Raw genomic sequence first — 25,249 nt, forward strand, 5'->3', positions numbered from 1 at the left:
TCGCAGCTGAGCCAGGGGCGAAAAGGGGTTTGAGATGGTCGGTGCGCTGGCTTTTGGATGGCTGATATCGGCTGCCCTTGCGCAGAATAGCCCCGCTCGGGAAGTCAGCGCCTGGATACCGGAGGCGGACTACCCGCTGGAAGCGCTGAAGAAGTTTGAAGAGGGCGTAGCGCAATTTCAGGTCGAAGTAGATGCGGAGGGGCGTCCCGGAAATTGCGTGATCACGGAATCGAGCGGTTCAGCCACGTTGGACGCAGCAACCTGCAAGATGATGCTCGAGCGGGCTCGCTTTTCTCCCGCTCTCGACGACCAAGGGAAAACCGTCCCAGCTACATTCAGCCGTCGCGTGAACTGGAAACTTCCCAATATCGTTCCTACCCCAACCGGGTACGAGATGCCCATTCGCAGCTTCGAGAGCTTTCCCTTGAAGGTGCGGGATGGCCTCTTCGCTCAACTTGCGGCCATCCAGAAAACGACTGCGACTGTTCGCCTCGACATCGACGAAACCGGCAAGCTGGCCGGTTGCCACCTGCTCGAGCCGACCGGCGTGAGCAAGGTGGACGCGCTTGTTTGTAAGCGGATCAAGCGGTGGGGCAGCTTCAAGCCGGCGCACACGCGAGACGGCCAGCCCAAGCGCGCGTCGATCACGCAGCAAGTGCAGTTTCATGGTAGTGGGGACCCGGTCAGTTTGATCTCGAGCCCGGAAGAATCACCCGACTAAGGCCTCAACTCGCTCGGCAAGTTCGAGCCAGCGTTCTTCGGCGGCATCCCGTTCGGTCCGGGCGCGTTCGATTGCAGCGGTGAGCTGGGCGAAGCGTCTCGGGTCGCGCGCGTAGAGGTCCGGGTCGGACAGAGCGGCCTCGTCCCGGGCGATGGCGGCTTGGATTTCCTCGATACGCGCGGGCAGCTGGTCGTAGTCGCGCTGATCCTTGTAGGTGAGCTTGGTGCGAGCAGATGGCGGGCCGGGCCGCGCTTCCGGAGGCCCCCCTCCACCACGCTTCGCGCGGTCCCCCTCCCCGTTCCGGGGAGGATTCTTGCGCTTGCGCTCCCAATCCTCGTAGCCGCCTGCCACGATGTCGACCTTACCCGAGCCGTCGAGGCCAAGGGTAATCGTGACCGTGCGATCGAGGAAATCGCGGTCGTGGCTGACGATGAGGACGGTGCCGTCATAGTCGGCGATCACTTCCTGGAGCAGGTCGAGCGTTTCCAGGTCGAGATCGTTAGTGGGCTCATCCAACACCAGCAGGTTGGATCGGCGCGCGAATTCGCGGGCGAGCAACAGGCGCGAGCGTTCGCCGCCCGATAGCGTGCCGATCTTCGCATCGATCAGGCCGGGTTCGAACAGGAAGTCCTTGAGATAGCCCTGGACGTGCTTGCGAAGCCCGCGCACGTCGACCCAGTCGCCGCCATCGGCCAAGATGTCGCGCACCGATCTGGCCGGGTCCATCAGCCTGCGCTGCTGGTCGATGATCACGCCGTCCAGCGTCTTGGCGCGCTTCACGCTGCCTTCGTCGGGATCGATCTCGCCAGTCAGCAGCTTGAGCAGCGTCGTCTTGCCGGCGCCGTTCGCGCCAACCACCCCGATCCGATCGCCGCGCGTGATTCGGAGCGAAAAGTCCCTGATCACCGCGCGTTCCCCGAACCGCTTCGTGATCTTCTCGGCATCGATCACGACCTTGGTTCGAACGTCGTCGCTGGCGATCCCGATCTTCGCCACTCCTGCCGGCCCCAGCATGGCGGCCCGGGTTGCGCGCATCTCGAGGAGCTTGGTGAGGCGGCCCTGGTTGCGCCTGCGCCGGGCAGTGACGCCGCGCAGCAGCCAATGCTCCTCGAGCTTGAGTCTGGCGTCCAGACGCTCGGCGTTGCGCGCCTCCTCCTCGAACACCTTCTCCGTCCAGGCTTCGAACCCACCGAACCCGATCTCCGCGCGGCGTACGGTTCCGCGCTCCAGCCACAGCGACGAGCGGGTCAGGCGCTTCAGAAACGTGCGGTCGTGGCTGATCGCGATAAACGCGCCCGTATAGCGACCAAGCCAATCCTCCAGCCACTCGATCGCCGCCAGGTCGAGATGGTTGGTCGGCTCATCGAGCAGCAACACGTCTGGATCTTGCGCGAGCGCCCGCGCGATCGCTGCCCGCCGGCGCTCGCCACCGCTGGCCGTCGCCGCATCGCGGCCAAGATCGATGCCGATCTGGCCGGCGATGGCATCGACTTCATGAGCGGACGGCGCAGCCGGCCCCGCCAGCGCGAAATCGCGCAGCGTCGCGAACTCCGCAACCTGCGGATCCTGCTCCAGCAGCACCACCTTGATGCCGGGCTGGATGGTCCGCCGGCCCTCGTCCGTCTCGATCAGGCCGGCGAGGCACTTGAGCAAGGTCGTCTTGCCCGCGCCGTTGCGCCCGATCAGCGCCAGCCGGTCGCGCGGCCCGATGAACAGGTCGAGCGCGCGGAACAGCCAGCCGGCGCCCTGGACGAGCCCGAGATTTTCGTAAGCGAGAACAGGTGCTGCCATGGCGGCCACATAGGTGCGCCCTGCCCCGCGCTCAACGGCAGCGCTCAGGCGGTGAGCTTCAACCCCGCGATGCAAACCACCACACCGAGGATCAGGAGCATGCGCAGGGTGGTGGTCGGCTCGCCGAACCACAGGATGCCGACGGCCACGGTGCCGAGCGCGCCAATGCCAGTCCAGACGGCGTAGGCGGTGCCGAGCGGGATGGAGCGCGAGGCGACCTCCAGCAGCCCCATGCTGAGCGTCACAGACGCAAGGAAGCCGAGCGTCCAGGGAATATTGCGGAAGCCGTCTACGAACCGCAGGCAGGTGGTGAAGCCGACTTCGAACAGTCCGCCGACGATGAGCAGGAGCCAGGCCATCAGGCGTGCACCCCCGCGTCGACGTCCGGGTCGGGCGGGGCGCGGCGGCGGGCGGCGATGATGCAGCCGATTACGATCAGCACCGCGCCGGCTACGGTAAAGGGTCGAACCTGCTCGTCGAAGATCAGCAAGCCCAGGATCGCCGCCCAGATGAATGAGGTGTACTCGACCGGCGCGAGATGCTGCGCCTCGGCACGCGCATAGGCCCAGGAGAGCAGCATCAACGAACCAAAGGCGAGCACCGCCGCGCCGATGATCGCAGGAACTTGTTTCAGAGCGGGCAGCTCGGCCAGCACCGGTGCTGCGACGGCGAAGCCAGCGGCCATGATCGTGCTGACGAAGAACGCCACCTCTACCGGTCCGGCCAGCAAAGCCTGCCGGCGCATCAGGATGATGTTGTAGGCGTAGATGCCCGCCGAGCACAGGATCGCGAGCGAACCGGCGAGTGCTTCGGGGCCGAGGTTCGCCTCCGCTTGCCCTGCGAAGATGAGCAGCACGCCGCCGAAGCCGAGCAGCGATGCGCCCAGCGCGCGCCGCTCGATCCGTTCGCCGAGCAGCACCGCGGCGAGATACAGCGAGAGCAGGGACGCCACGAAAGAAAGCGCAATCGCCTGCGCCATCGGCACGCGGGCCAAGCCCCAGAAGAAGAGCAGGGCCATCGGAAGGGAGATGAGTCCGCGGGTGAGGTGAACCCGGAGCACCGGCCGGGCCGGCCAGCGGCTGCGGGTGGCCAGGAACAAGGAGCCTGCCAGGACCGCGCTGGCGAGGGTGCGCCACAACAGCGCATTGTAGGTGCCGATCTGCAGGCTGAGCACCTTCATCAGCGCGTCCATGCCGGAGAACAAGGCGATGCCGAGCGCAGCGACGCTGAACGCGACGGTGGTGCTGGTGAGTTGACGGTCCGGCGGCTGCAGCATGGCGACCCATTGGGATCGGAGCGCGGCGAAGGCAATCGCGAAGGCCTCCGCCCGAATAGAAGCGAGGTCGGCCGGACCGGATTCAGGACTCCGCGACGATCAGCGCAAATTACCGGAGCGTCATCGTGTCCCTGCTCATGTTCACCGAGGTCAGCGCCGCCAGGTAGGACTGACCAAGCAGCGACAGCGAGCCGCCCTGGATGATCGCGCCGCGCACATCGTGCACCTTCTTTCCGTCGACGGAAACGGTACTGAGCATCACCGTCGTGCCGCGTACATCGCCCGATGCGCCTTGCCCGATCACGCGGAACTCGGCTGGATTGAAGGGCAACCCGATCCGGCGCGCATCTTCCTCGGTCAAGGCTACGGAGGAAGCCCCGGTATCCACCACGAAGCGGACAGTGCGCCCGTTGACTTCGGCATTGACGTAGAAATGGCCGTCACTCTCCCGGCGCAGGGAAGTTTCCGGCGGAGCATCGCGGCTGAAGGGATCGGAATCGTCCGGCGCCGCGGCAGGCGAGGCCCTGCCGGCGTCCGAACTTGCATCCTCACTTGGCCAGGCGAGGCCGATCACGAGGCCGAAAAGGATCATGCAGAATAGCGGCTTGCCCATGCACGCAGCGTAGCGGGCCCGATACTTCGATCCGGTTAATCCGGCAGGCGCAGCGTCACTCCGCCGCGATCGGCGCGTCGATCATGCCGGCTTCGATCTCGGCGGCCTTGGCCTCCACCAGCCGGACGATATGGTCGACCATGTCGGCATCGCGAACATGGTGGTCGGTGACGCCGGACAGATAGACCATGTGCTTGCCCTGGCCGCCACCCGTGATGCCGATGTCGGTCTCGCGCGCCTCGCCCGGGCCGTTGACCACGCAGCCGAGCACCGACAGCGACAAGGGCGTGCGGATGTGGCTGAGGCGCTCCTCCAGCGTCTGCACTGTGCGGATCACGTCAAAGCCCTGGCGCGCGCAGGACGGGCAGGAAACGACGCGGACGCCGCGATTGCGGATGCCGAGGCTCTTCAGGATTTCGAAGCCAACCCGGACCTCCTCCTCCGGTTCGGCGGAAAGCGAGACGCGGATCGTGTCGCCGATGCCGAACCACAGGAGCGAGCCGATTCCGATCGCGCTTTTGACCGTGCCGCCGCGCAGGCCGCCAGCCTCGGTGATGCCCAGGTGGAGCGGGCAATCGACCGCCTCGGCAAGCTGCTGGTAGGCGGCGACGGCGAGGAACAGGTCCGACGCCTTCACCGCCACCTTGTAGTTGCGAAAATCATGCTCCTCGAGGATCCGGATATGGTCGAGCGCGGATTCCACCAGCGCCTCGGGGCAAGGCTCGCCATACTTCTCCAGAAGGTCGCGCTCCAGGCTGCCCGCGTTGACCCCGATCCTGATCGCGCAGCCGTTCGCCTTGGCTGCGTTGACCACTTCGCGAACCCGCTCGGCCGAGCCGATATTGCCCGGATTGATGCGCAGGCATGCCGCGCCTGCGTCGGCCGCTTCCAGCGCCCGCTTGTAGTGAAAGTGGATGTCGGCGACGATCGGCACGCGGGCGGCGCGAACGATCTGCTTCAGCGCCGCGGTGCTCTCGATGTCGGGGCAGGACACGCGAATGATGTCGACGCCGGCCTCCTCGCAACGCCGGATCTGGTCGATCGTCGCGCGCGCATCGCTCGTCGGGGTATTGGTCATGGTCTGCACCGTTACCGGCGCATCGCCGCCAACGGGCACGTTCCCGACCATGATCTGGCGCGAAGGACGGCGCGCAATATCGCGCCACGGACGAATGGACATGGCGATCATATAGGCCGAGCCTGTGACAAGGGAAAGAAAGCCGGCCAGCCTCCTTCAATCCTCCTTGGGCGGACGACCTCGCTTGCGCTGCTCGGGCGGCTCGACCTTCACTCCGCGCCGGTTCAGAGCCTCGCGCAGCAGGCATTCGATCTGTGCGTTGACGCTGCGGAAATCGGACGCCGCCGCGCGTTCGAGCGCGTCCCAAAGGGCCGGCTCGATGCGCAGCGGAAACGCCTTCTTGGGTGGGGGCGGCACGGCAGCTATTGGTAGAGTGTGCCTGCGTTGACGACCGGCTGGGTGTCACGATCGGAGCAGAGCACCACCATGAGGTTCGATACCATCGCCGCGCGGCGCTCGTCGTCCAGTTCGACCACGTTCTTCTCCGACAGCATCTGCAACGCGGTCTCGACCATCGAGACGGCGCCGACCACGATCTTCTGCCGCGCGGCGATCACCGCTTCGGCCTGCTGGCGGCGCAGCATCGATTGCGCGATTTCGGGGGCGTAGGCGAGGTGAGTGAGCCGGCATTCGTCGATCGAGATGCCCGCGACCGCTACTCGCTCCTGGAGTTCGGCGGCGATCTCGGCCGAGACGACGTCGGCATGGCTGCGCAGCGTCACTTCCTGATGCTCGATATCGTCATAGGCATATTTCGCGCCGACATGGCGAAGCGCGCTTTCGATCTGGATGAACAGGAACTTGGTGTAGTCATCGACGTCGAACAGCGCCTGCGCGGTGTCGGTCACGCGCCAGACGACGTTGGAGGCGATCTCGATCGGGTTGCCGCGCAGGTCGTTGACCTTGAGCCGCTCGGACGTGACGTTGTGAACGCGGGTCGAAATCTTCGGTCGAGTCAGCCACGGCAGGACCCAGCGAAGCCCGGAGGTGCGGTCGGTCCCGCGATAATCGCCGAACAGCAGGATTGCGGCGGCCTGGTTCGGCTGGAGCAGGTAGAAGCCGGACAGCACGAACAGGGAGACGAGGCCCGAGACGATCAGCAGCGGGACCGCGGAGCCGAATTCGCCTTGGGTGGCGCGCCAGAATGCGTAAGCGCCGGCGCTAAGGGCGGCGAGCAGCACCAGCAGCATGAGATAACCGTTCTGGGTCGCGGCTGGCCGCTCTCGCGACAGCCGCAGCGCGTTCAGGCTTCCGGACTTGTTCTCGATCATGGCAAACCCCTTCTCGTTATGTTGATATCATATTTATATTGGGCTGCGTTCGTCAAGGGGAAAGCGGAGCTGCTGGCGGGAACCGCGGCCCGACGCTAAGCGCTCGCGACTGATCTGGACCTATTCGCTTGGAGACGCTCGTTCATGCCCGACCAACAACCAAGCTGGACGCTCGTCATCCATGGCGGTGCCGGCGTGCTGGAACGCTCGCGAATGACCCCGGAGCTGGACGCACAGCACCGGGCGGGGCTGGACGCGGCGTTGCAGGCCGGCGCCTCCTTGCTGGCGGAGGGCGGCTCCGCGCTGGATGCGGTGGAGGCCGCGGCCCGCAGCCTTGAGGATAACGAGCTGTTCAATGCCGGACGCGGAGCGGTGCTGACCTACGATGGCACGACCGAGCTCGACGCAGCGATCATGGATGGGCGCGAGCGTGACGCGGGCGCAGTCACGGGGGTGAGCGCGACCCGCAATCCGATCAGTCTGGCGCGTGCGGTGATGGAGAAGAGCCCGCACGTCTTTCTCGGCGGCAAAGGCGCGGACCAGTTCGCGCAGGAGCAAGGGATCGAGCAGGCCGGCCGTGACTATTTCGATTTGCCCCTGCGCCGCAAGCAGCTGGAGGAGCTCAAGGCGATGGGGGCCGACTGGTTCGACGTCGATATGAAGTTCGGCACGATCGGGGCGGTTGCGCGGGACGTGAACGGGCACGTCGCCGCGGCCACTTCCACCGGCGGCATCACCGGCAAGCGTTGGGGGCGAATCGGAGATTCCCCAGTAATCGGATCGGGAACCTGGGCGGACGACCGTAGCTGCGCCGTCTCGGCGACCGGGTCGGGCGAGTTCTTCATCCGCGCCGCGGTTGCCCACGAGATCGCCGCCCGCATGCGGTATCTGGGCGAGGATGCGCAGGCTGCGGCCGACGCGGTCATAGCCGATGTCGGAGCGCTCGGCGGCGACGGCGGCGTGATCGTGGTGACGCCTGCAGGCGAGCCGGTCTTCTCGTTCAACTCCGATGGTATGTACCGCGGCTTCGCCACCCCGTCCGGCCGCACGGTCGCGATCTACGGGGATGAATGAGTGCGCCTGATATTGCTGTTGGCGGCTTTGCTGCTCCCCTCGCCCGCTTTGGCTTGGTGGGAATATGGCCACTACACGGTCGCGCGGATTGCGGAGGATAGTGTCCGGCCTGCCACCCGCGCGCAAATTCGGCGGCTGATCGCGCGATCGGCGGCGCTGGAGACGCCGACATGCCCGATCCGCACGATCGAGGACGCGTCCTACTGGCCGGATTGCGTGCGCAAGCTGCGTGATCGGTTCAGCTACAGCTTTCCCTGGCACTATCAGAATGTCGATGTGTGCAAGCCGTTCGACCAAGCCAGCGCGTGCCGGGACGGCAATTGCGTCTCGGCGCAGATCGAGCGCAACCAGAAGCTGCTCGCCGACAAGGCGCTGCCGGTGCGGGAGCGGCTGATGGCGCTCGCCTTCCTGGCCCATTTCGTTGGCGACCTGCACATGCCGCTCCATGCGGGCGACCGCGGCGACAAGGGCGGCAACGATTTCGCGGCCTCCTACGGCGTGATCGCCGGGCGGGCGAACCTGCATTCGATCTGGGACGGCTATCTGGCGGAGCGCGGGATTTCGACGCCGGCTGCGGGCGCGCGGGGTATCCTGGCGGCGCTGATGCCGGGCGAGCGCGAGACGATGCGGGGCGGAACGGTGACCGATTGGGCGCGGGAGAGTTGGGAGGCGAGCCGGCAATATGCCTATGGCACCGTCATGGCCGATCCTTGCGGGCCCAAGCCGGACGCGCGGCCAGTGATCGGCGAGGAGACGGTGCGGGCGCTGATCCCGGTTATCCGCACTCAGATCGCGCGCGGCGGGTTGAGGCTCGGGAGATTGCTCGACGATGCGCTAAGTTAGCCCCTCTCCCTTGATGGGAGAGGGTTGCGCAGCCTTGGCGAGCCCCTTCGGCGAGCTTAGGCGGAGCTGGGAGAGGGTGACAGCATGAACGGACAACCACATTCGGTGTCACCCTCTCCAACTTCGCCTAAGCTCCTTCGTCGCTAAGGCTCTGTATCCTCTCCCATCTAAGGGAGAGGGTCGACATCACTCCGGCAGCACCGTCACCGCGCGGCGGTTCTGTGCCCACGAGTCTTCGTCCGAGCCCGTCGCGGCCGGGCGTTCCTTGCCCCAGCTGATCACGCTCATCCGGGCCGGCGAGATGCCGCGCGCGGCAAGGTAGTTCTTGGCGGCGTTGGCGCGGCGGTCGCCGAGGGCGAGGTTGTATTCGCGGGTGCCGCGTTCGTCGGCATGACCCTCGATCGTGACCCGCACCGTCGCGTTGCGCTGCAGCCAGGCGGCCTGGGCGTCCAGGATCGAGCGGTCCTGTGCATCGACGCTGTAGCTGTCCGTTTCGAACAGGATACTCTCGGACGGCACGCTCGCCAGGAAATCGGCGCGGCTGCCGGGCAGCCCGGTGGTGCCGACCCCGCCCGATCCGTCCACCCCATCAACCCCCGAGCCGTCCTGGCCTGCCGCGCCGTCAGCGCCGATCGGCGCGGGCGGCAACTGGGCCGGCTTCTTCTTGGAGCAGCCGGCGAGGCCCAACGCAGCGGCGATCGCCAGCAGCTTCAGAGCATTGTTGGTCATGTGATATTCCCTCCCAAGGTAAGCAACAGATTACAAAGTCAGTTTTGCAGCGGCGACCAGGACGGGTCCGAGCCGTCGAGCGGGGTACGGATGCGCTTCTCGTTCACGCCGGTCAGATCGACCGACCAGAGCTCGGTTTTCCCGGAGCCCTGCGCGGTCCTGAAGAAGTTGATCACGCGGCCATTCGGCGCCCAGCTCGGGCCTTCGTCCTGCCAGGCTTCTGTCAGGGTCCGCTCGCCGCCGCCGGCGGCGTTCATCACGCCGATGCGGAATCCGCCGCCGATCTTAGTGTAAGCGATCATGTCGCCGCGCGGGCTCCATACCGGCGTGCCATATTGCCCGCCGCCGAAGCTGATCCGGCGCTGGTCCGAACCGTCCGCGCGCATGACATAAAGCTGCTGCGATCCGCCGCGATCGGATTCGAACACGATCCGGCTGCCGTCCGGCGAATAGCTGCCGCCCGTATCGATCCCGGGCGTGTTGGTCAGCCGCTGCGGCGTGCCACCGGTCACCGGCACGCGATAGATGTCGGTGTTGCCGTTCACGGCCATCGAGAAGACGACCGAGCGGCTGTCCGGCGAGAAACGCGGTGCGAAGGTCATGTTGGGTTGGGTGACGAGCAGCCGCTGCCGCCCCGCCGCCATGTCGTAGAGCCACACCTGCGGACGCTCGCCATCGTAGCTCATGTAGGTGAGCCATTTCTGGTCGGGCGAAAAGCGCGGCGTCAGCGCGGTCGACTGGCCGTTGGTCAGGAAGCGGTGATTGGCCCCGTCCTGGTCCATGACCGCGATGCGCTTGGTGCGCTTGCCCTTGGGCCCGCTCTCCGCGACGTAGACGATGCGGCTGTCGAAATATGCGCCCTCGCCAGTCAGCCTTGCATAGATAGCGTCGGCGCATTTGTGCGCGGCGCGGCGCCAATCGCGCGGCTCGACGACGAAGCCCTGCCGAGTAAGTTCGGTTTGGGCAGCGACATCGTACAGGTAGCAGCCGACGGTCAGTCTGTTGTCGCCGCCAGCCTGGACGAAGCCCTGCACCAGCGCCTGGGCGTTGCTCCACAGGCTGAAGTTGGGCGCGGTGACTTGCGGGAAGCTCACGCCGGGCAAACCGGACGGCCCTGTTGGCGTGAACAGCCCGGAGTTGCGAAGGTCGCTTGCGACGATCTCAGCGACCTGCCGGCCCATTGCCTCTGTGTTGAGCCCCTCAGCGACCTGCACCACGGCGGGCGTCGGCATCACCGGCACCGCGATCGGCATCGGCGCGGAAATGCCGCCGACGATGTCGACTTCAAGCGCCGGTCCGTCGCCGGCGGGCTGGGCGGCATCCTGGGCCGGAGCCGCCGTGGCGAGCGCCAGCCCGAGCAGGGCGAAAGTTCTGATCAGTTTCACGCGTACATCCCCCATCATCCGGGCAATTTGTAGTTCATGTTGATGTTGCTCCAGCCGCCCTTGGCTGTGCGGTAGAGTTCGTTTGGCAGGCCGCGGAGCGGCGCGCAGCCGCGATAAGCGGCGATCGCCAAGTCTTTAACGCGGTTCACGTACCGGCGGTTGTCTTCGTTCACGCCCTTGGTTTCGACCACAGTCGGACTCCCCGCCAGTGACCCGTCGGGATTGAGCCGTACGTTCAATGTTACCAGAATTTGATTTGCACCTGGCCCGGGATCGACGTTTTTGTTCGCGCACGGCTGGATCTGGCGCTGGATGGCCGACTTGATGCCGGACAAGGCGATCGCGCTCATGACGGCGCCGGTCGGCTTCTGGGACGTCGTTGGGCTCGGGTCCGATCCGATCCCTTTCAGGAAGTTGGGCCCGAGCCGCGAGCCGCGCGCGGCCTGCGCCTGACCCTTGCCGGACACCTGTGAGGGTGCAGCCGCTGCCTTGGTGGGCTTGCCAGGCGCAGGCTTGGCCGGCGCCGGTTTCGCGACGGCCTTGGGCGGCGCTGGCTTGGGCTGCGGCTTGGGCGGCGCGGGCTTGGCCGCGACCGGCGCCGGTTTCGAAACGGGCTTGGGCGTCGGCTTTGGCGGCGGCGGGATCACCGCCTTGGGAACTGGCTTGGGCTGCGGCGGGGGTGGAACCGGTTCGGGCCGCGGCGGGGGTGGGGTCGGCTCGGGCGGGGCCGGTTCCTCGACGGGCGCGGGCTCTTCGGGCGGTCCGAGTTCCGGCGCCACGCTCTGTGCTGGAGTTTCGGTCGCGACTTCCGTCACGGCGCTCTGCAACCCGACCTCGTCGACGATCGAGACTTCCATCGGCTCATTTATCAAAGGCGGCTGCTTCACGCTCGCCAGCCCAAGCGACAGGATCGCGAGCAGGACACCATGCCCCGCCAGCGCAACGCCGAAACCTGTCGCTTCGGCGCGGTCCATCAGCGCGCCTCTCCCTGCGTGCTGACCAGGGCGACCTTGCGCAAGCCGGCGGCGTTGATCTCGCCCATCACCGCCATCACGCGGCCGTAATCGAGACCGCGATCGGCGCGCAGGAAGATGCGGGGGCCGCCCTCCTCGCCAGACGTTGCAGCGATCTGCGCAAGCCGAGCGCCGAGTTCCCCCTCGGGCACGGCGGTGTCGTCGACGAACACCGCGCCGCCGCCCTCGACCGAGATCTGAATGGGCTTGGCTTCCTGATCGAGCGCGCCCGCCTTTGTTTCCGGCAGATCGACGGGCACGCCGGCGACCAGCAACGGCGCGGTGACCATGAAGATGATCAGCAGCACCAGCATCACATCCACCATCGGCGTGACGTTGATCTCCGCCATCGGCGAACGGCGGCCACGCCGATTGGAGCCGAGGATCGGGCCCATCGCCATCAGCCTTCATACTCCAGTTCGCGGCTGAGCGTGCCGTGAAAGGCGTCGGCGAACCGGGTCAGGCGCGCTTCGATGCGGTTGATGCCGTAGCTCATGCGATTATAGGCGATCACCGCCGGAATGGCCGCGAACAGGCCCAGCGCGGTCGCGAACAGCGCCTCCGCGATGCCCGGCGCGACCACGGCTAGGCTGGTGTTGTTCGCGCCGGCAATGTCGCTGAAGCTGCGCATGATGCCCCAAACGGTGCCGAACAGGCCGACGAACGGCGCCACCGATCCGATAGTTGCGAGAATATTCAGCCGCTCCGCGAGCCTGTCGACCTGCTCCGTCACCGCCGAATGCATCGCCATCGCAAGCCGCGAGCGCGTCCCGTCCTTGTCGACAGTCTTGCCGCCGGTCGAGCGCCGCCATTCGGTGAGCCCGGCTGTGAACACCTTGGCGCTCGGCAGATCATCGTCGCCGCGCTTGTCGTGGAAGCGGTCGATATCCTCCGCCTTCCAGAATTCCTTCTCGAAGCGCTCGCCGTCGCGCACCGCGCGCTGGATGCGCCGCGCCTGGCTGATGATGATCGCCCACGTCCAGATGCTGGCCAGCAACAAGCCGATCATCACGGCTTTGACGACGATGTCGGCCTGCATGAACAAGGCGATCGGGGACATCATCTCGGCCGCAGCCGCACCTGACACGCTCACTTACCCTCCTCCAGCAGCCGCGTGAACAATTCCACCCATTCGCGCGGCTGGCGCCTGGGTCGGCCTTCCGGCGAGAGAAAGGCTGCGGTCACCACGGCGTCGGTCAGAATGGCCTCCCCGCGCATGACTCGCTGATGAATGAGGCAGGACGCCGCCCGCACTTCGCGAACTTCGCTTTCGACCAGCAGCTCGTCGTCGAGCCTGGCGGGCGCGCGATAGCGGATCTGCAGGTCCGCGACGGCATAGACGCCCTCGCCGCCCTCGAGCGCGGCGCGCTGATCGACGCCGATTGCGCGCAGCATGTCGGATCGCGCCCGCTCCATGAAGCGAAGGTAATTGGCGTAGTAGACGATGCCGGCCACGTCAGTGTCTTCGAAATAGACGCGCAGCGCGAAGCAGTGGGTACGCCCCACAAAGCCGCCGCGATATGCTGACCCGAATTCCCCGCCCACCCGGCTGGTCTATCGGGCGGAGATTCCACTGGAAAGACCGCGCGACTCGCCGTCGACGAGCCGGGGCTTTTTTAGGTTAACGGGCTGGCCGGGCGCCGCGGTAGCTGCCCGACTGGGCCTCGACAAGACGGATGAGGTCGCCCTGCCCCAGGCTCATGTCCGCGACGTGCAGGCCCCAGCCGCGGTTAATCTGGCCCGCGATGAAGACGTCGCCCGGAATGTGATCGGTACGCGCGTCCTTGGGGTCCGCGTTGACCCGAACGGCGAGATAACCGGCCTGCCCGTCATGCGCGCACTGGCCGGTGGCGAGGCCTTCCGTGCGCAGGAAGGGCGTCGGCGGCGGCCCCTGGCTGGACCAGGCGATCGGCTGCGGCCCCTGGGTCGGAGCGAGCGCAAACCAATAAGAATCGAGCGGCGCCGGCTTGTCGCTCCCGAGCGCGGCCGGATTTGTGCAGCCCGCCGTCATGCCGGGCCGGGCCGCGCGGCCGAGGAAGGAACCGGCGGCCGGCGGGCTTTCGGCGCGGAAGCTCATATAGGTCAGCACGCAGCCGGTTTGGCCGGTGCGCGTGCACAGCGGCGTCGACTTGAAGCTGCCGCCGACCAGCTTGCCCGCCGGCACCTCCACCGGCCAGCCGAGAAGGATCGCCGACAGCATGCGTTTCGCAACCGGCTTGCCCTCGATTTCTTGGCTGATCAGCCGCATCGCGTGGATGGAGCCTTGGCTGTGGCCGATGATCACGAACGGCCGGTTCTTGGCGCGACGGCTCTGAAACTCCCGCCAAGCGGCGAGCACGTCGCCATAGGCCGTGTCGAAGTTGGGCTGTAGGTTGGTCCCGGCAAAGGCGAGTGGAAGGGCGCCGAGCGTGACCGACCGATAGACCGGCGCGAAGGCGCGGCACACGGTGCCGAAGCGGGCGAACTGGCTCGTCGCGGCACCGCGCTCCTCCAGGCCGGGCAGCAGATCGCTGTTCAGTCCGCGATCCCGCGACACGGTCGGGTAGACGTAGAAGCAGTCGGCTGGCGGGCTCTTGGCGGGCGTGACCTGGCCGGTGGAGCCATATCCGTTCGCATTCAGCGCCGTGGTGGCGAGCGGCGCGGAGCAGGGATCGTCGCGGCCGGGCAGGCACAGCCAATTCGTGTCATCGGTGTAATTGGGTGCAAGCGAGGTCTGCGTCTGCACTGCAGGCCGCTGCGCGACGGGCGCGGTTTGAGCCAGTGCCAGGGTCGATACACACAGCCCCGCGCACGCAAGGATCGCCCCGCCAACCGAGCTCAGAACAAAGCGCACTGGCATTCCTTATTTCCCTTCAAACAAGCCACCTTGCGCCGAACCCTGCGGCGGCGCCATGCCGAGATGCGTCCAGGCGCGACCGGTGAGGCACCGCCCTCTCGCCGTCCGCGCGATCAGGCCGAGCTGGATGAGGTAAGGCTCGATCACCTCCTCGATCGTATCGCGCGGCTCGGACAAGCCGGCCGCGAGCGTTTCCACGCCGACCGGCCCGCCTTTGTAGATATCTGCAATCATCAGCAGGTAGCGCCGATCCATCGCATCGAGGCCGAGCGCATCCACTTCCATGCGGGTCAGCGCTGCATCGGCGGCACGAGCATCGACCGTTTCCTGACCGGCGGCGTGGGCGAAGTCGCGCACCCGGCGCAGCAGCCGCCCCGCGATGCGGGGGGTTCCCCGCGAGCGGCGGGCGACTTCGGTTGCGCCGTCCTCAGTCAGGTCGAGCGCGAGCAGACGGGCGGCGCGGCGCACCACCTGCTCCAGCTCCTCGACCGTGTAGAAGTTGAGCCGCACCGGGATCCCGAAGCGATCGCGCAAGGGCGTCGTCAGCAGCCCCTGACGCGTGGTGGCGCCGACCAGAGTGAAGCGCGGTAGATCGATCCGCACCGATCGCGCCGACGGCCCTTCCCCGATCATCAGATCGAGCGCGCGATCCTCCATCGCCGGGTAGAGCACCTCCTCCACCGCCGGCGCGAGGCGATGGATCTCGTCGATGAACAGCACGTCGCCATCTTCCAGGTTGGTGAGCAAGGCAGCCAGGTCGCCGGACTTGACGATTACCGGCCCGGACGTGGCGCGGAACCCGACGCCAAGCTCGCGGGCGATGATCTGCGCCAGCGTGGTCTTGCCCAGTCCCGGCGGCCCGAAGAACAGCACATGATCCAGCGCATCGCCGCGCGCCTTGGCGGCGTGGATGAACACCCGCAAATTCTCCCGCGCCGCCTTCTGCCCGACGAACTCGTCGAGCGTCTTGGGGCGCAGAGCTGCGTCGAGGTCCTCGGGACGGCGACTGGCGGTCAGGATGCGATCGGGATCGGTCACTTCAAAGCATCCATAAGCTGTTCGACGCTGATGTCAGCTTGGCCGAGAATACCCGCCAAGGTGCCGAGCTTCAGCTCACGATGGAGCGGGACCGTGCAGGTGTTCTTGCCCTTCTGAAGGACGACATGGCTGCCACGTTGCCGAAGCTGCACGAACCCTAGTCGCTCGAGTGCGCGGATGGTCTCGCGCGCGCTAAGCCGCGGCAGCCGCGGCATGGCCGTCCAAAGTCAACATCGTCAATATAGGCGGCCCCTTCGCGTGCATGGGAGCAACCTCTAGGTAGAGTTCGACCGCTTCCTTGAGATTGGCGAGCGCCTCCTCGATGGTTTCACCCTGAGTCGTCGATCCGGTCTCCGGATTGTAGGCGATGTAGCCGCCCTCCTCGGCTGGCGTCAGGACGGCTGAAACTTGCATGACATGCTCCTCGCCGACATCTTACCGCGCCGCCTTCTTGAGCGCCAGCCGAACGAGCGCATCGAGGCTTGCGCCCACTCCAATCTCCTCCTCCGCCTTGGCGACAGCAGCCGCCGCTTCGGCGGGGCGAAAGCCGAGATTCTGGAGAGCTGAGACGGCGTCCGCGGCGTGGCTTCCAGCCGGGGCAGGAGGCACCGTCTGCGCGCCAAGCACGATGCCGCCGGCCTTGTCCTTGAGTTCGTTCACGATGCGCTGGGCGAGCTTGGGGCCGACGCCTTGCGACCGCGCCACCATCGCCTTGTCGCCGCTCATGATCGCGCGGTGGAGTTCGTTGCCGGTCAGCGCCGACAGGATGCCGAGCGCGACGCGAGCGCCGACGCCCTGCACAGAGGTAAGCAGGCGAAACCAGTCGCGCTCCTCGGCCGAGCCGAAGCCGACCAAACGGATGAAATCCTCGGCGACCAGCATCTCGGTGTGGAGCACGACCTCGTCGCCGATCGCGCCCAGGCTGGAGAGAGTGCGGGTGGAGGCGCCGACCAGATAGCCGACGCCGCCAACATCAACGACGGCGTGATCGGCCGAGAAACTCAGCAGCCGTCCGCGCAAGCTCGCGATCATGCGACCGTGAGCCCCAGCGCGCGGCGCGTGCCGAGATGGTGCGCATGCGTAATCGCGACGGCGAGCGCATCGCCCGCATCCGCGCCGGCGATCTTGATGCCGGGCAACAGCCGCGAAACCATCGCGTGAACCTGCGCCTTGTCCGCGCCGCCCGTTCCCACCACCGCTTTCTTGACTAGAGACGGTGAATATTCTCCGACTGGGAGCCCGCTCCTCGCCGCGACCAGCAGCAGCACGCCGCGGGCGTGGCCGAGCTTGAGCGTCGACTGACCGTTGTCGTTGACGAACACCTCCTCGACCGCCGCCGCGACCGGCCGATGCTCGGCGATGACCTCGAACAGCCGGTCGTGCAGGTGGAGCAGCCGGCTTGCCAGCTCGGCCTTCACATCGGTGCGAACCTGCCCGTTGGCGATGTGCCGGAGCCGATTGCCCTCCGCCGCGATCACGCCCCAGCCCGTGCAGCCGAGCCCCGGATCAAGGCCGATCAGGATCAGTTCAACCGCTCCATGACCTCATCGGAGACTTCGTAATTGCCCCAGACGGTCTGGATGTCGTCGTCCTCGTCGAGCGCGTCGATCAGCTTGAGGAGCGACCCGGCTTCGTCTTCGCCGACTTCGACGGGCGTTTGCGGGCGCCAGGCGAGCTTGGTGCTTTCCGGTTCGCCCAGGGCCTTTTCGAGCGCCTTGGCGACTTCGTGCAGATCCTCCTGCGCGGTCCAGATCTGGTGGCCCTCATCGTCGCTCTCGACATCTTCGGCGCCGGCCTCGATCGCGGCCTCGAACACCGCGTCGGCGCTGCCGGCGTTGGCAGGGTAGCCGATCAGGCCGAGCCGGCTGAAGCCGTGGCTGACCGATCCCGAGGCGCCGAGATTGCCGCCATTCTTCGAGAAAATCGTCCGCACGTTGGTGGCGGTGCGGTTGCGATTGTCCGTCAACGCCTCGACGATCAGCGACACGCCGCCCGGCCCGAAGCCTTCATAACGCAGCTCCTCATAATCCGCGGCGTCGCCCATGGAGGATTTGTCGATCGCGCGCTGGATATTGTCCTTGGGCATGGACTGCGCCTTGGCCGCCATCACCGCCGCGCGCAGGCGCGGATTCATGTCGGGATCGGGTGTGCCCATCTTGGCCGCGACCGTGATCTCGCGGGAAAGCTTGGAGAACATCGCCGAGCGCTTCTTATCCTGCGCGCCCTTGCGGTGCATGATGTTCTTGAACTTGGAATGGCCGGCCATCGCGCGGTGGTTCACTCTCGTTGTTGATGCTGGCCCAAGCTGTAGCCGCGCGCGATGCCCGCTTCAACGTCAGCCCAGCCCGAGCGCCGCCTTGTAGGTGTCGAGCAGCATCTCCGCCTCGTCGCGGACATGCTTCTCCATCTTACGCAGGCGGATGATGGTGCGCATCGTCTTGGTGTCGTAGCCGCGCGCCTTGGCCTCGCCGTAAACGTCCTTGACGTCGTCGGCCATCGACTTCTTCTCTTCTTCCAGCCGCTCGATGCGTTCGATCAGCAATCGCAGTTCGTCGGCCGCGATCGTTCCTTCAGACATTCTCTGCTCCAAAATGATGGTGAACGGCCCGTCTAGGCATCCGCTTGGGCAGGCTCAAGCGGCTCCCGGGCCGCGGCGGGTTGAACTGTCACCGGGAGTGGCTATTCGGCCACCAAGCGCGAGCCAGGAGCCCAGATGAGCAAGTCGCCGAGCCAGTTCACGCCGCGCAGCCGCAAGGTCCGCATTCTCGCCACCCTGGGCCCCGCTAGCGCCACGCCCGAGATGATCCGCCAGCTTCTGAAGTCGGGCGCCGACGCGTTCCGGCTCAACATGAGCCATGGCAGTCACGCCGATCACCTCGCCCGGATCGAGATCATCCGGAGCATGGAAAAGGAGCTCGAGCGACCGACCACCATCCTTGCCGACCTGCAAGGGCCGAAGCTCCGCGTCGGCCGCTTCGAAGGCGACAAGCAGATGCTGGAGAACGGCCAGACCTTCGTCTTCGACCGCGACGAGACGCCGGGAACGACCAAGCGCGTCAACCTGCCCCATCGCGAGATTTTCGAGGCCGTCGCGGCGGGCACGCGGCTCCTGATCGATGACGGCAAGCTCGTGCTGCGCGTCACCAATGTCTCGCCCGACCGGCTGGAGACGATGGTCGAGGTTGGCGGCGCGATTTCGAACAACAAGGGCCTGAATGTGCCCGACGCCGTGCTGCCGATGGCGGCGCTGACCGACAAGGACCGCACGGACCTGCACTTCGCGCTCGATCACCACGTCGACTGGATCGCGCTTTCCTTCGTGCAACGGCCGGAGGACGTGGCGGAGGCGCGGCGGCTGATCGCGGGCCGCGCGGCCCTGCTTGCCAAGATCGAGAAGCCTGCAGCGCTCGACCGGCTCGACGGCATTCTCGAATTATCGGACGCCGTGATGGTCGCGCGCGGCGACCTCGGGGTGGAACTGCCGCCCGAGGAAGTGCCGCCGATGCAGAAGCGCATCGTCGAATCGGCCCGACGGCTGGGCCGGCCGGTGGTGGTCGCGACCCAGATGCTGGAATCAATGATCACCTCGCCCTCGCCGACGCGGGCCGAAGTGTCGGACGTGGCGACCGCGGTCTATGACGGCGCGGACGCGATCATGCTCTCGGCCGAAAGCGCATCGGGCCAGTTCCCGCTCGAAGCCGTGTCGATGATGAACCGGATCGCGACCAGCGTGGAGCGCGATCCCGGCTACAGCGCGCGCGTTCACTTCACGGAGACGCCGGCCGATCCGACCACCAACGACGCCATCGCCGAAGCCGCTGCCAACATCGTCGGCACCGTCAGCGCGGCTGCGATCGTCTGCTTCACCCTGTCGGGCTCGACCGCGAGGCGGGTCGCGCGCGAGCGCCCGTCGGTGCCGCTACTGGTGCTGACGCCCTCGGCGAGGACGGCGCGGCGCATGGGCCTGCTGTGGGGGGCCCATGCCGTGCGCACGCGCGATGTCGCCAGCTTCGAGGAGATGGTCGGCAAGGCCAAGCGCATGGCGCTGCGTCACGGGCTGGGCAAAGCGGGCGACCGGATCGTGGTCATCGCCGGCGTTCCCTTCGGGACGCCCGGATCGACCAACGTGGTGCATGTCGTGCGGTTGGCCGGCGACGAGCTGGAGCGGCACAAGCCGGCTTAGTCGAACATCAATCCCGGCACGAGGTCGAGCAGCTCCCGCGCGAGGAAGCCTACCCTGCCCACATCGCGGCTGAGCGTCCGCCCAGCCTCACCGTGGAGGTGGACGCCCCAGGAGACGGCGGTGAACGGGTCGGCGCCGCGCGCGGCGAGACCGCCCACGATGCCGGCCAGGGTGTCGCCCGAGCCTGAGGTCGCGAGACCCACTCCTCCGCCCTTGAACCGCACCGCACGGCCGTCCGGCGCGACGATGTGGCTGTATTCCCCCTTGATGAGAGTGACGGCGCCGTATCTCTCGGCCGCTTGCCGAGCCGCGGCGAGAGGATCCGCGTATACCGCATCCCGGTCGGTCCCGAGTAGCCGCGCCATCTCCCCGGCATGAGGAAGCAGCATCGCGCCGCCGGGCCAGTCCTTGAGCGCCTCCGCCCGCTCGGCCAGGCTCCCCAGTACGGCCGCATCCAGCACGAGCGGCACCTCCAGCCCGGTCTCGAACAGCCGGTCGAGCAGCTTTCCGAGCGGCGCGCCATGTTGCAGCCCGCAGCCGAGCAGGATGGCCTGCGCGTCCTTCGCCCATCCAAGGATCCGATCGATCTCGCTGGTTGCGATGCATCCCTCGGCAGTTTCCTCAAGCCCAATCACCCGCGCCTCGGGAACAGCGACGCTGATGTGAATGGCAATGCTCGCCGCCGTCGCGATCTGGAGCTTGCCCGCCCCGGCGCGCAGACCCGCCACACCGGCCAGCAAGGCGGCCCCGGCCAGTTCGCGGCTGCCGCCGATCACGAGCAGGCGGCCGCGATCCTCCTTGTCGCCATCGTCGGAATGGTGCGGCAACGGGTTCCGCTTCAGCCACTCGACGTCCAGGACCTCCGGCTCGCTCACCGCGCGGCGACCACCGCGTCGGGCGCGGAGGTGATCGGGGCATTCTCCTCGATCAGCGGGGCCGCGAAATTGTAGCGGACGAGCTTGGGTTGGCATCCGAGCGGGTCCGAGCAGTCGAAATCATATTCGCAGACGCCGCAGTTCAGCACCTCTCCCCGCTTGTCGACGGCGAGCACCTGCGCTTCGTCCATTTCTTCCAGGATGTAGCGCAAACAAAGCACCACCACCTGGTGGCAGACGATCAGCACGCGGTGCCCGGAATAATGGAGACTGATCGAATCCAGGGCGCTCCTGAGGCGCAGGATCACGTCAGCCCAACTCTCGCCTCCGGGCGCGCGATGGTAGAATTTGCCGAGCAGGGCGCGGTGCTCGGCCAGGTCCGGAAACTTCTGCTTGATGCCGGCGACGGTAAGTCGATCGAAAACGCCGAACTCGCGCTCCCGCAGCCGCTCGTCGATGATCGGCGGCCGGGTCGCGCCGGCCACGCCGCCCGCTTCGCAGATCGCCTGCGCGGTCTGACGTGCACGGACGTAGGGCGAGGCCAGCATGATTTCCGGCCGCTCATGCTCCGGCAAAGCGGCGAACCAGTGCCCCACCGCGCGGGCCTGGGCGTGCCCAAGATCGCTCAGCGGCACATCGACATCGCGATGCGCGATATCGATCTCGCTGAGCCCCGCCTTGTCCGCCGCCTCGCGCGCGACATTGCCGGCGCTCTGCCCGTGACGGACGATCCAAAGGCGGGAGGGCCATCTTTGCCGCATGGACGGAACAATGAGTGAGGGCGGGAGAGGTTGCGCTCACTCTAGAACCCCCCACGAAGAGAGTAGAGCAGTCCCTCCTCGGCTAAGCGCGCCCGCAATTCATCCGCACTTGTGAACAGATGCCCGTGCATCCCAACGGCACGCGCGCCTTCGACATTGACCAGGCGGTCGTCGACGAACAGCGCATCGGCGGGGTTCAGCCCGAACCGATCGAGCGCGAGATAGTAGATCGCGGGATCGGGCTTGAGCAGCTTCTCCTCGCCGGACACCACGATGTCGCGGAAGCGGCAGAAGAAGGCCTCCTCGCGTGCCCGGAACGGCTGCCAGAAATCGGCCGAGAAGTTGGTGATCGCGAAAAGCGGCACGCCGCGCGCGTCGAGTTCCCCGACGAGCGCGTGCATGCCGGGAACGGGATCGCTGATCGTCTCGCCGAAGCGATCGCCCCAGGCGGAGATCAGATGCGCATAATCCGGAAACTTCTCGGACAATTCGGCCGCGGCCTCGCCGAACGAGCGGCCCCCATCCAGCGTGTCGTGCCAGGCCCAGAGATCCACATCCTCGATATAGCGCATGCGCGCTTCATCGTCGGCGATCTGCCGGACGAGAAAACTGTCTGGATCCCAGCCGTAAAGAACGTTGCCGACATCGAAGATGACGGCCGTCGGCTTAGCCACGTTCTGAAACCCGCATCAAAGTACCACTTTGATGCGCTGGGCTTAGCCCTGGCGCGCCTTGAAGCGACGATTGGTCTTGTTGATGACGTAGGTGCGGCCCCGGCGGCGGATCACGCGGCAGTCGCGGTGGCGCGACTTCAAGGACTTCAAGGAGTTGCGGATCTTCATGGCCGTAAACGCCCGTCTTTCTAAACCAAGCTGAAATGGGAAGCCGCCCACCTAGTCATGAGCGCGGGTCCCGTCAAGCATTCTGCCGCTCTGCAAGCTTGCGCTCCCAGGCGAGCGCATCCTGGACGATGGTGTCGAGATCGGCGCGCTGGGGCCGCCACGGCAGGGTGGCGAGGATCTTCGAATTGTCGGCGACGAGCGCGTCGGGATCGCCTGCGCGGCGCGGCTCCATCCGGCGCTCGATCGTCATGTTGGTGACGCGGTCGACGCTGTCCAGCACTTCCAGCACGGAAAAGCCGCGGCTGTAGCCACAATTCATCACGTGGCTGGTCTCGGGATCGACAATCAGCTTCTCGAGCGCGTGGACATGGGCGGCTGCGAGATCGCTGACATGGATATAATCGCGAATGCCGGTGCCGTCGGGCGTCCCATAGTCGGTGCCGAACACGGAAACGTGGCCGCGCTTGCCGATCGCGGCTTCCACCGCGACCTTGATCAGGTGGGTCGCTCCCGCCGTCGATTGGCCCGAGCGGCCCTTCGGATCGGCGCCGGCCACATTGAAATAACGTAGCGCGCAGTAATTGAGCGGGTGGGCGGCGGCGACATCGGCAAGCATCCGCTCGGTCATCAGCTTGGACCAGCCATAGGGATTGATCGGTTGGGTGCGGGTCTGCTCGGTAATCGGCACCGCTTCCGGGATGCCGTAAGTGGCCGCGGTCGACGAGAAGATGAAGTGGCGAACCCCGCCCTTGACCGCGCTCTCGATCAGCGAGCGGCTCTTCACCGTATTGTTCTCATAATATTTGAGCGGGTTCTCAACGCTTTCCGGAACCACGATCGAGCCCGCGAAGTGGATGATCGCCCCGATCCCGTGCTCGGCGATCAAACTTGCGATCAGTTCCTGGTCGGCGATGTCGCCCTGCGCGAACACCGCGCCTTCGGGAACGGCCCAGCGGAAACCGGTCACCAGATTGTCGATCACCACCACCGGCCAGCCCGCATCCAGCAAGCCCAGTACGGCGTGGCTGCCGATATAGCCCGCCCCGCCCGTCACCAGCACGGGCAGCTTCTCCACTCGTCCGTTCATGATCATCCTTGCAGCAAAGGGGCGACAAGATCGTTTCACCGCCTATACGATGCAGCGGTCTAGCGAGGAGGATTCGGGAAATGAACGCTTTTCTGAGAAGTTCGGCGCTCATCCTGACGATCGCGCTCGCCGCATGCGCACGCGACGGCGGCAGCGGCGGCCAGCAAACCGCGGGTTTGGAAGTGATGCGCACCCATCTCGGCCAGCCGATCGCGCGCGGGCAGATCGCGGTGGAAGCGTCCGATGCGGCCGACGCGACCAGCCCCGAATTCCCGACCTATGCCGCCGCCGTGCGCCAGCAGCTGACCCGGCTCGGCTGGACGGTGCTGCCGAACCAGGGTCAGGGCGAACAGGTGGCGCTCGTCGACGTTTCCGACGCCGGCGGCGCGACCAGGCTCGAGGTCGGGCTGAAACGCCGCTCCGAGGGCAGTGTCTTCTGGCAGGGCCAGGCGACGTCCCAGCCTGGAACCTACGGCTCGGCTGCCGGCCGCGTAGCCGCCGTGCAGACGCTCGCAGAGGCGGTGTTTCGAGACTTTCCCGGAGACTCGGGCCGCACTATCAGGCTGCGATGACCCTTTCCGTTACGAGCGCCTTTGACGGCGGCAACATCCGTCTCGTCGCCATCGACGGCAGCCGTATCAACCTCGAAATCGTCAAGGACAATCGCAGCACATTCTACCAGTGGTTCTACTTCAGGCTGACCGGTGCGGCCGGTCAGCCGGTCGAACTTCGCATCATCAACTGCGCAGAATCCGCTTACCCGCTCGGCTGGCCCGGCTACCGCGCCTGCATGAGCGAGGACCGGGACCGTTGGGAGCGGGTCGAGACCAGCTACCAGGGCGGCATTCTGACCATCCGGGTGACGCCGGCGGCGAACAGCGTCTGGTTCGCTTACTTCGCCCCGTATACGATGGAGATGCACCACGATCTGGTCGCGGCCGTGGCGAGCAATCCGGCAGTCGAATATCGTTCGCTCGGGCAAACGCTCGACGGGCAGGAGATCGACTATTTCAAGCTCGGCCAGGGCCCGGTCCAGGTCTGGTTGTACGGCCGCCAGCATCCCGGCGAGACCATGGCGAGTTGGTGGATGGAAGGCGCGCTGGACAAGTTGCTCGACGATGCCGATCCGGTCTCTCGCCGGCTGCGCAGCAGGGCGACCTTCCACATCGTTCCCAACCTGAACCCGGACGGTTCCCGCCGCGGCCACCTCCGTACCAACGCGGTCGGCATCAATCTAAACCGCGAGTGGCACGATCCGAGCCTCCAGCGCAGCCCCGAAGTGCTCCATGTCCGCAATGAAATGGATCAAACCGGCGTCCACTTCGCGATGGACGTGCATGGCGACGAGGCGATCGCGGCCAACTTCATGGCCGGCTTCGAAGGCATTCCAAGTTTCGCTCAAGGGCAGCAGGACCTGTACAACCGCTACAGCGCCGAACTCGTCCGCCTTTCGCCCGACTTCCAGACCAGGAAGGGTTACGAAGTTGCCGGTCCCGGCCAGGCGAACCTCTCCATGTCGACAGCGCAGCTCGCCGAGCGCTTCGGGGCGATCGCGATGACGCTGGAAATGCCGTTCAAGGACAATGACGACCTGCCCGACCCAGACGAAGGCTGGTCCCCCGACCGCTCCCGCCTCCTCGCCCGCTCATGCCTCGATGCGCTCCACGCGATCATCGACGACCTGCCGTTCCGCCGTTAGTTGGTCACAACCTGCCCATTCCGCTCATCCTGAGGAGGGACTGAGCCCGACGAAGGCCCATCTCGAAGGATCGTTGTTCGTCCTTCGAGACGCCACTTCGGCTTCGCTCAGCGGCTCCTCAGGATGAGCGGTCA

The 25,249-nt window shown here is 66.4% G+C and carries 32 protein-coding genes; 6 read left to right on the plus strand and 26 right to left on the minus strand.

Annotated elements, in window-relative coordinates; genetic code table 11:
• The first annotated feature begins 34 nt into the window (after nucleotides 1–34).
• Nucleotides 35–721 (plus strand): TonB family protein, encoded by a 687-nt coding sequence (locus VF631_RS12485; protein ID WP_431850641.1) that lies wholly within the window; start codon nucleotides 35–37, stop codon nucleotides 719–721.
• On the opposite strand, the gene VF631_RS12490 is transcribed toward VF631_RS12485, so the two are convergent.
• From VF631_RS12490 to VF631_RS12520, 7 genes are all read right to left on the minus strand, one after another.
• On the minus strand, nucleotides 710–2,512 hold the full coding sequence (locus VF631_RS12490) for an ABC-F family ATP-binding cassette domain-containing protein (protein ID WP_431850642.1): 1,803 nt from the start codon (nucleotides 2,510–2,512) through the stop codon (nucleotides 710–712). The genes VF631_RS12485 and VF631_RS12490 overlap by 12 nt on opposite strands.
• A 44-nt stretch (nucleotides 2,513–2,556) precedes the next feature.
• A complete protein-coding gene (locus VF631_RS12495; protein ID WP_431850643.1) occupies nucleotides 2,557–2,871 on the minus strand; it encodes a DMT family transporter in 315 nt (104 codons plus the stop codon).
• Nucleotides 2,871–3,788 (minus strand): DMT family transporter, encoded by a 918-nt coding sequence (locus VF631_RS12500; RefSeq protein ID WP_431850644.1) that lies wholly within the window; start codon nucleotides 3,786–3,788, stop codon nucleotides 2,871–2,873. Before VF631_RS12500 ends, VF631_RS12495 begins: the two co-directional genes overlap by 1 nt.
• A gap of 109 nt (nucleotides 3,789–3,897) precedes the next feature.
• A complete protein-coding gene (locus VF631_RS12505) occupies nucleotides 3,898–4,380 on the minus strand; it encodes a retropepsin-like aspartic protease family protein (protein WP_431850645.1) in 483 nt (160 codons plus the stop codon).
• Between the two features lie 76 nt (nucleotides 4,381–4,456).
• Nucleotides 4,457–5,581 (minus strand): flavodoxin-dependent (E)-4-hydroxy-3-methylbut-2-enyl-diphosphate synthase, encoded by a 1,125-nt coding sequence (gene ispG, locus VF631_RS12510; RefSeq protein WP_431850646.1) that lies wholly within the window; start codon nucleotides 5,579–5,581, stop codon nucleotides 4,457–4,459.
• A 54-nt stretch (nucleotides 5,582–5,635) separates the two neighbouring features.
• A complete protein-coding gene (locus VF631_RS12515; protein WP_431850647.1) occupies nucleotides 5,636–5,836 on the minus strand; it encodes a toxin-antitoxin system HicB family antitoxin in 201 nt (66 codons plus the stop codon).
• Between the two features lie 5 nt (nucleotides 5,837–5,841).
• Nucleotides 5,842–6,750, minus strand: a complete 909-nt coding sequence (locus tag VF631_RS12520; protein ID WP_431850648.1) for an SPFH domain-containing protein — start codon at nucleotides 6,748–6,750, stop codon at nucleotides 5,842–5,844.
• A 144-nt stretch (nucleotides 6,751–6,894) separates the two neighbouring features.
• Between VF631_RS12520 and VF631_RS12525 the strand changes: the two genes are divergently transcribed.
• Both VF631_RS12525 and VF631_RS12530 read left to right on the plus strand, forming a co-directional pair.
• Nucleotides 6,895–7,824, plus strand: coding sequence for an isoaspartyl peptidase/L-asparaginase family protein (locus VF631_RS12525; RefSeq protein ID WP_431850649.1), 930 nt, complete (start codon nucleotides 6,895–6,897; stop codon nucleotides 7,822–7,824).
• On the plus strand, nucleotides 7,825–8,667 hold the full coding sequence (locus tag VF631_RS12530; protein WP_431850650.1) for a S1/P1 nuclease: 843 nt from the start codon (nucleotides 7,825–7,827) through the stop codon (nucleotides 8,665–8,667). It abuts the gene before it with no gap.
• A gap of 186 nt (nucleotides 8,668–8,853) precedes the next feature.
• On the opposite strand, the gene pal is transcribed toward VF631_RS12530, so the two are convergent.
• From pal to VF631_RS12600, 14 genes are all read right to left on the minus strand, one after another.
• On the minus strand, nucleotides 8,854–9,396 hold the full coding sequence (pal, locus tag VF631_RS12535; protein ID WP_431850651.1) for a peptidoglycan-associated lipoprotein Pal: 543 nt from the start codon (nucleotides 9,394–9,396) through the stop codon (nucleotides 8,854–8,856).
• Between the two features lie 38 nt (nucleotides 9,397–9,434).
• Entirely contained in the window at nucleotides 9,435–10,796 is a 1,362-nt protein-coding gene (gene tolB / locus VF631_RS12540) for a Tol-Pal system beta propeller repeat protein TolB (protein ID WP_431850766.1), read from the minus strand.
• On the minus strand, nucleotides 10,796–11,755 hold the full coding sequence (locus VF631_RS12545; protein WP_431850652.1) for a cell envelope biogenesis protein TolA: 960 nt from the start codon (nucleotides 11,753–11,755) through the stop codon (nucleotides 10,796–10,798). Before VF631_RS12545 ends, tolB begins: the two co-directional genes overlap by 1 nt.
• Nucleotides 11,755–12,195 (minus strand): ExbD/TolR family protein, encoded by a 441-nt coding sequence (locus tag VF631_RS12550; protein WP_431850653.1) that lies wholly within the window; start codon nucleotides 12,193–12,195, stop codon nucleotides 11,755–11,757. The genes VF631_RS12545 and VF631_RS12550 overlap by 1 nt, the downstream gene beginning before the upstream one ends.
• The gene (gene tolQ / locus VF631_RS12555) at nucleotides 12,195–12,854 is read right to left on the minus strand and encodes a protein TolQ (protein ID WP_431850767.1); all 660 of its coding nucleotides are present in this window, start codon (nucleotides 12,852–12,854) and stop codon (nucleotides 12,195–12,197) included. Before tolQ ends, VF631_RS12550 begins: the two co-directional genes overlap by 1 nt.
• 29 nt (nucleotides 12,855–12,883) lie before the next feature.
• A complete protein-coding gene (ybgC, locus tag VF631_RS12560; protein ID WP_431850654.1) occupies nucleotides 12,884–13,339 on the minus strand; it encodes a tol-pal system-associated acyl-CoA thioesterase in 456 nt (151 codons plus the stop codon).
• A gap of 76 nt (nucleotides 13,340–13,415) precedes the next feature.
• Nucleotides 13,416–14,633 (minus strand): DUF3089 domain-containing protein, encoded by a 1,218-nt coding sequence (locus VF631_RS12565; RefSeq protein WP_431850655.1) that lies wholly within the window; start codon nucleotides 14,631–14,633, stop codon nucleotides 13,416–13,418.
• Nucleotides 14,634–14,636: 3 nt separating this feature from the next.
• On the minus strand, nucleotides 14,637–15,668 hold the full coding sequence (ruvB, locus tag VF631_RS12570) for a Holliday junction branch migration DNA helicase RuvB (RefSeq protein ID WP_431850656.1): 1,032 nt from the start codon (nucleotides 15,666–15,668) through the stop codon (nucleotides 14,637–14,639).
• Entirely contained in the window at nucleotides 15,665–15,883 is a 219-nt protein-coding gene (locus tag VF631_RS12575) for a type II toxin-antitoxin system HicA family toxin (protein ID WP_431850657.1), read from the minus strand. The genes ruvB and VF631_RS12575 overlap by 4 nt, the downstream gene beginning before the upstream one ends.
• Nucleotides 15,861–16,082, minus strand: coding sequence for a type II toxin-antitoxin system HicB family antitoxin (locus VF631_RS12580; RefSeq protein ID WP_431850658.1), 222 nt, complete (start codon nucleotides 16,080–16,082; stop codon nucleotides 15,861–15,863). The genes VF631_RS12575 and VF631_RS12580 overlap by 23 nt, the downstream gene beginning before the upstream one ends.
• Nucleotides 16,083–16,103: 21 nt before the next feature.
• Nucleotides 16,104–16,700, minus strand: coding sequence for a Holliday junction branch migration protein RuvA (ruvA, locus tag VF631_RS12585; protein ID WP_431850659.1), 597 nt, complete (start codon nucleotides 16,698–16,700; stop codon nucleotides 16,104–16,106).
• Entirely contained in the window at nucleotides 16,697–17,194 is a 498-nt protein-coding gene (gene ruvC / locus VF631_RS12590) for a crossover junction endodeoxyribonuclease RuvC (RefSeq protein ID WP_431850768.1), read from the minus strand. The genes ruvA and ruvC overlap by 4 nt, the downstream gene beginning before the upstream one ends.
• A complete protein-coding gene (locus VF631_RS12595) occupies nucleotides 17,191–17,934 on the minus strand; it encodes a YebC/PmpR family DNA-binding transcriptional regulator (RefSeq protein ID WP_431850769.1) in 744 nt (247 codons plus the stop codon). The genes ruvC and VF631_RS12595 overlap by 4 nt, the downstream gene beginning before the upstream one ends.
• A gap of 69 nt (nucleotides 17,935–18,003) precedes the next feature.
• Nucleotides 18,004–18,246 carry a DUF2312 domain-containing protein gene (locus tag VF631_RS12600; protein WP_431850660.1) on the minus strand — a complete coding sequence of 81 codons (243 nt, stop codon included), beginning with the start codon at nucleotides 18,244–18,246 and terminating at the stop codon, nucleotides 18,004–18,006.
• Between the two features lie 135 nt (nucleotides 18,247–18,381).
• Here VF631_RS12600 and pyk point away from each other — a divergent pair, with 135 nt between their 5' ends.
• Complete coding sequence (gene pyk, locus VF631_RS12605) at nucleotides 18,382–19,851, plus strand: pyruvate kinase (protein WP_431850661.1); 1,470 nt, start codon at nucleotides 18,382–18,384, stop codon at nucleotides 19,849–19,851.
• On the opposite strand, the gene VF631_RS12610 is transcribed toward pyk, so the two are convergent.
• The 5 genes from VF631_RS12610 to galE form a co-directional block, all read right to left on the minus strand.
• On the minus strand, nucleotides 19,848–20,726 hold the full coding sequence (locus tag VF631_RS12610) for an NAD(P)H-hydrate dehydratase (protein ID WP_431850662.1): 879 nt from the start codon (nucleotides 20,724–20,726) through the stop codon (nucleotides 19,848–19,850). The genes pyk and VF631_RS12610 overlap by 4 nt on opposite strands.
• Complete coding sequence (locus VF631_RS12615) at nucleotides 20,723–21,487, minus strand: histidine phosphatase family protein (RefSeq protein WP_431850663.1); 765 nt, start codon at nucleotides 21,485–21,487, stop codon at nucleotides 20,723–20,725. The genes VF631_RS12610 and VF631_RS12615 overlap by 4 nt, the downstream gene beginning before the upstream one ends.
• Before the next feature lie 41 nt (nucleotides 21,488–21,528).
• Nucleotides 21,529–22,161: an HAD family hydrolase gene (locus VF631_RS12620; RefSeq protein WP_431850664.1), complete on the minus strand. Its 633-nt coding sequence runs from the start codon at nucleotides 22,159–22,161 to the stop codon at nucleotides 21,529–21,531.
• A 42-nt stretch (nucleotides 22,162–22,203) separates the two neighbouring features.
• Nucleotides 22,204–22,329, minus strand: coding sequence for a type B 50S ribosomal protein L36 (gene ykgO / locus VF631_RS12625; protein WP_006833921.1), 126 nt, complete (start codon nucleotides 22,327–22,329; stop codon nucleotides 22,204–22,206).
• A gap of 73 nt (nucleotides 22,330–22,402) precedes the next feature.
• Nucleotides 22,403–23,416 carry a UDP-glucose 4-epimerase GalE gene (gene galE, locus VF631_RS12630; protein ID WP_431850665.1) on the minus strand — a complete coding sequence of 338 codons (1,014 nt, stop codon included), beginning with the start codon at nucleotides 23,414–23,416 and terminating at the stop codon, nucleotides 22,403–22,405.
• A gap of 80 nt (nucleotides 23,417–23,496) precedes the next feature.
• On the opposite strand from galE, the gene VF631_RS12635 reads away from it, so the two are divergent.
• Together VF631_RS12635 and VF631_RS12640 are read left to right on the plus strand one after the other, a co-directional pair.
• Nucleotides 23,497–23,988 (plus strand): hypothetical protein, encoded by a 492-nt coding sequence (locus VF631_RS12635; protein WP_431850666.1) that lies wholly within the window; start codon nucleotides 23,497–23,499, stop codon nucleotides 23,986–23,988.
• Nucleotides 23,985–25,115, plus strand: a complete 1,131-nt coding sequence (locus tag VF631_RS12640; RefSeq protein WP_431850667.1) for a M14 family metallopeptidase — start codon at nucleotides 23,985–23,987, stop codon at nucleotides 25,113–25,115. The genes VF631_RS12635 and VF631_RS12640 overlap by 4 nt, the downstream gene beginning before the upstream one ends.
• The last annotated feature ends 134 nt before the right edge of the window (nucleotides 25,116–25,249 follow it).

This window comes from Allosphingosinicella sp. (genome assembly GCF_036387615.1).
Lineage (GTDB): Bacteria > Pseudomonadota > Alphaproteobacteria > Sphingomonadales > Sphingomonadaceae > Allosphingosinicella.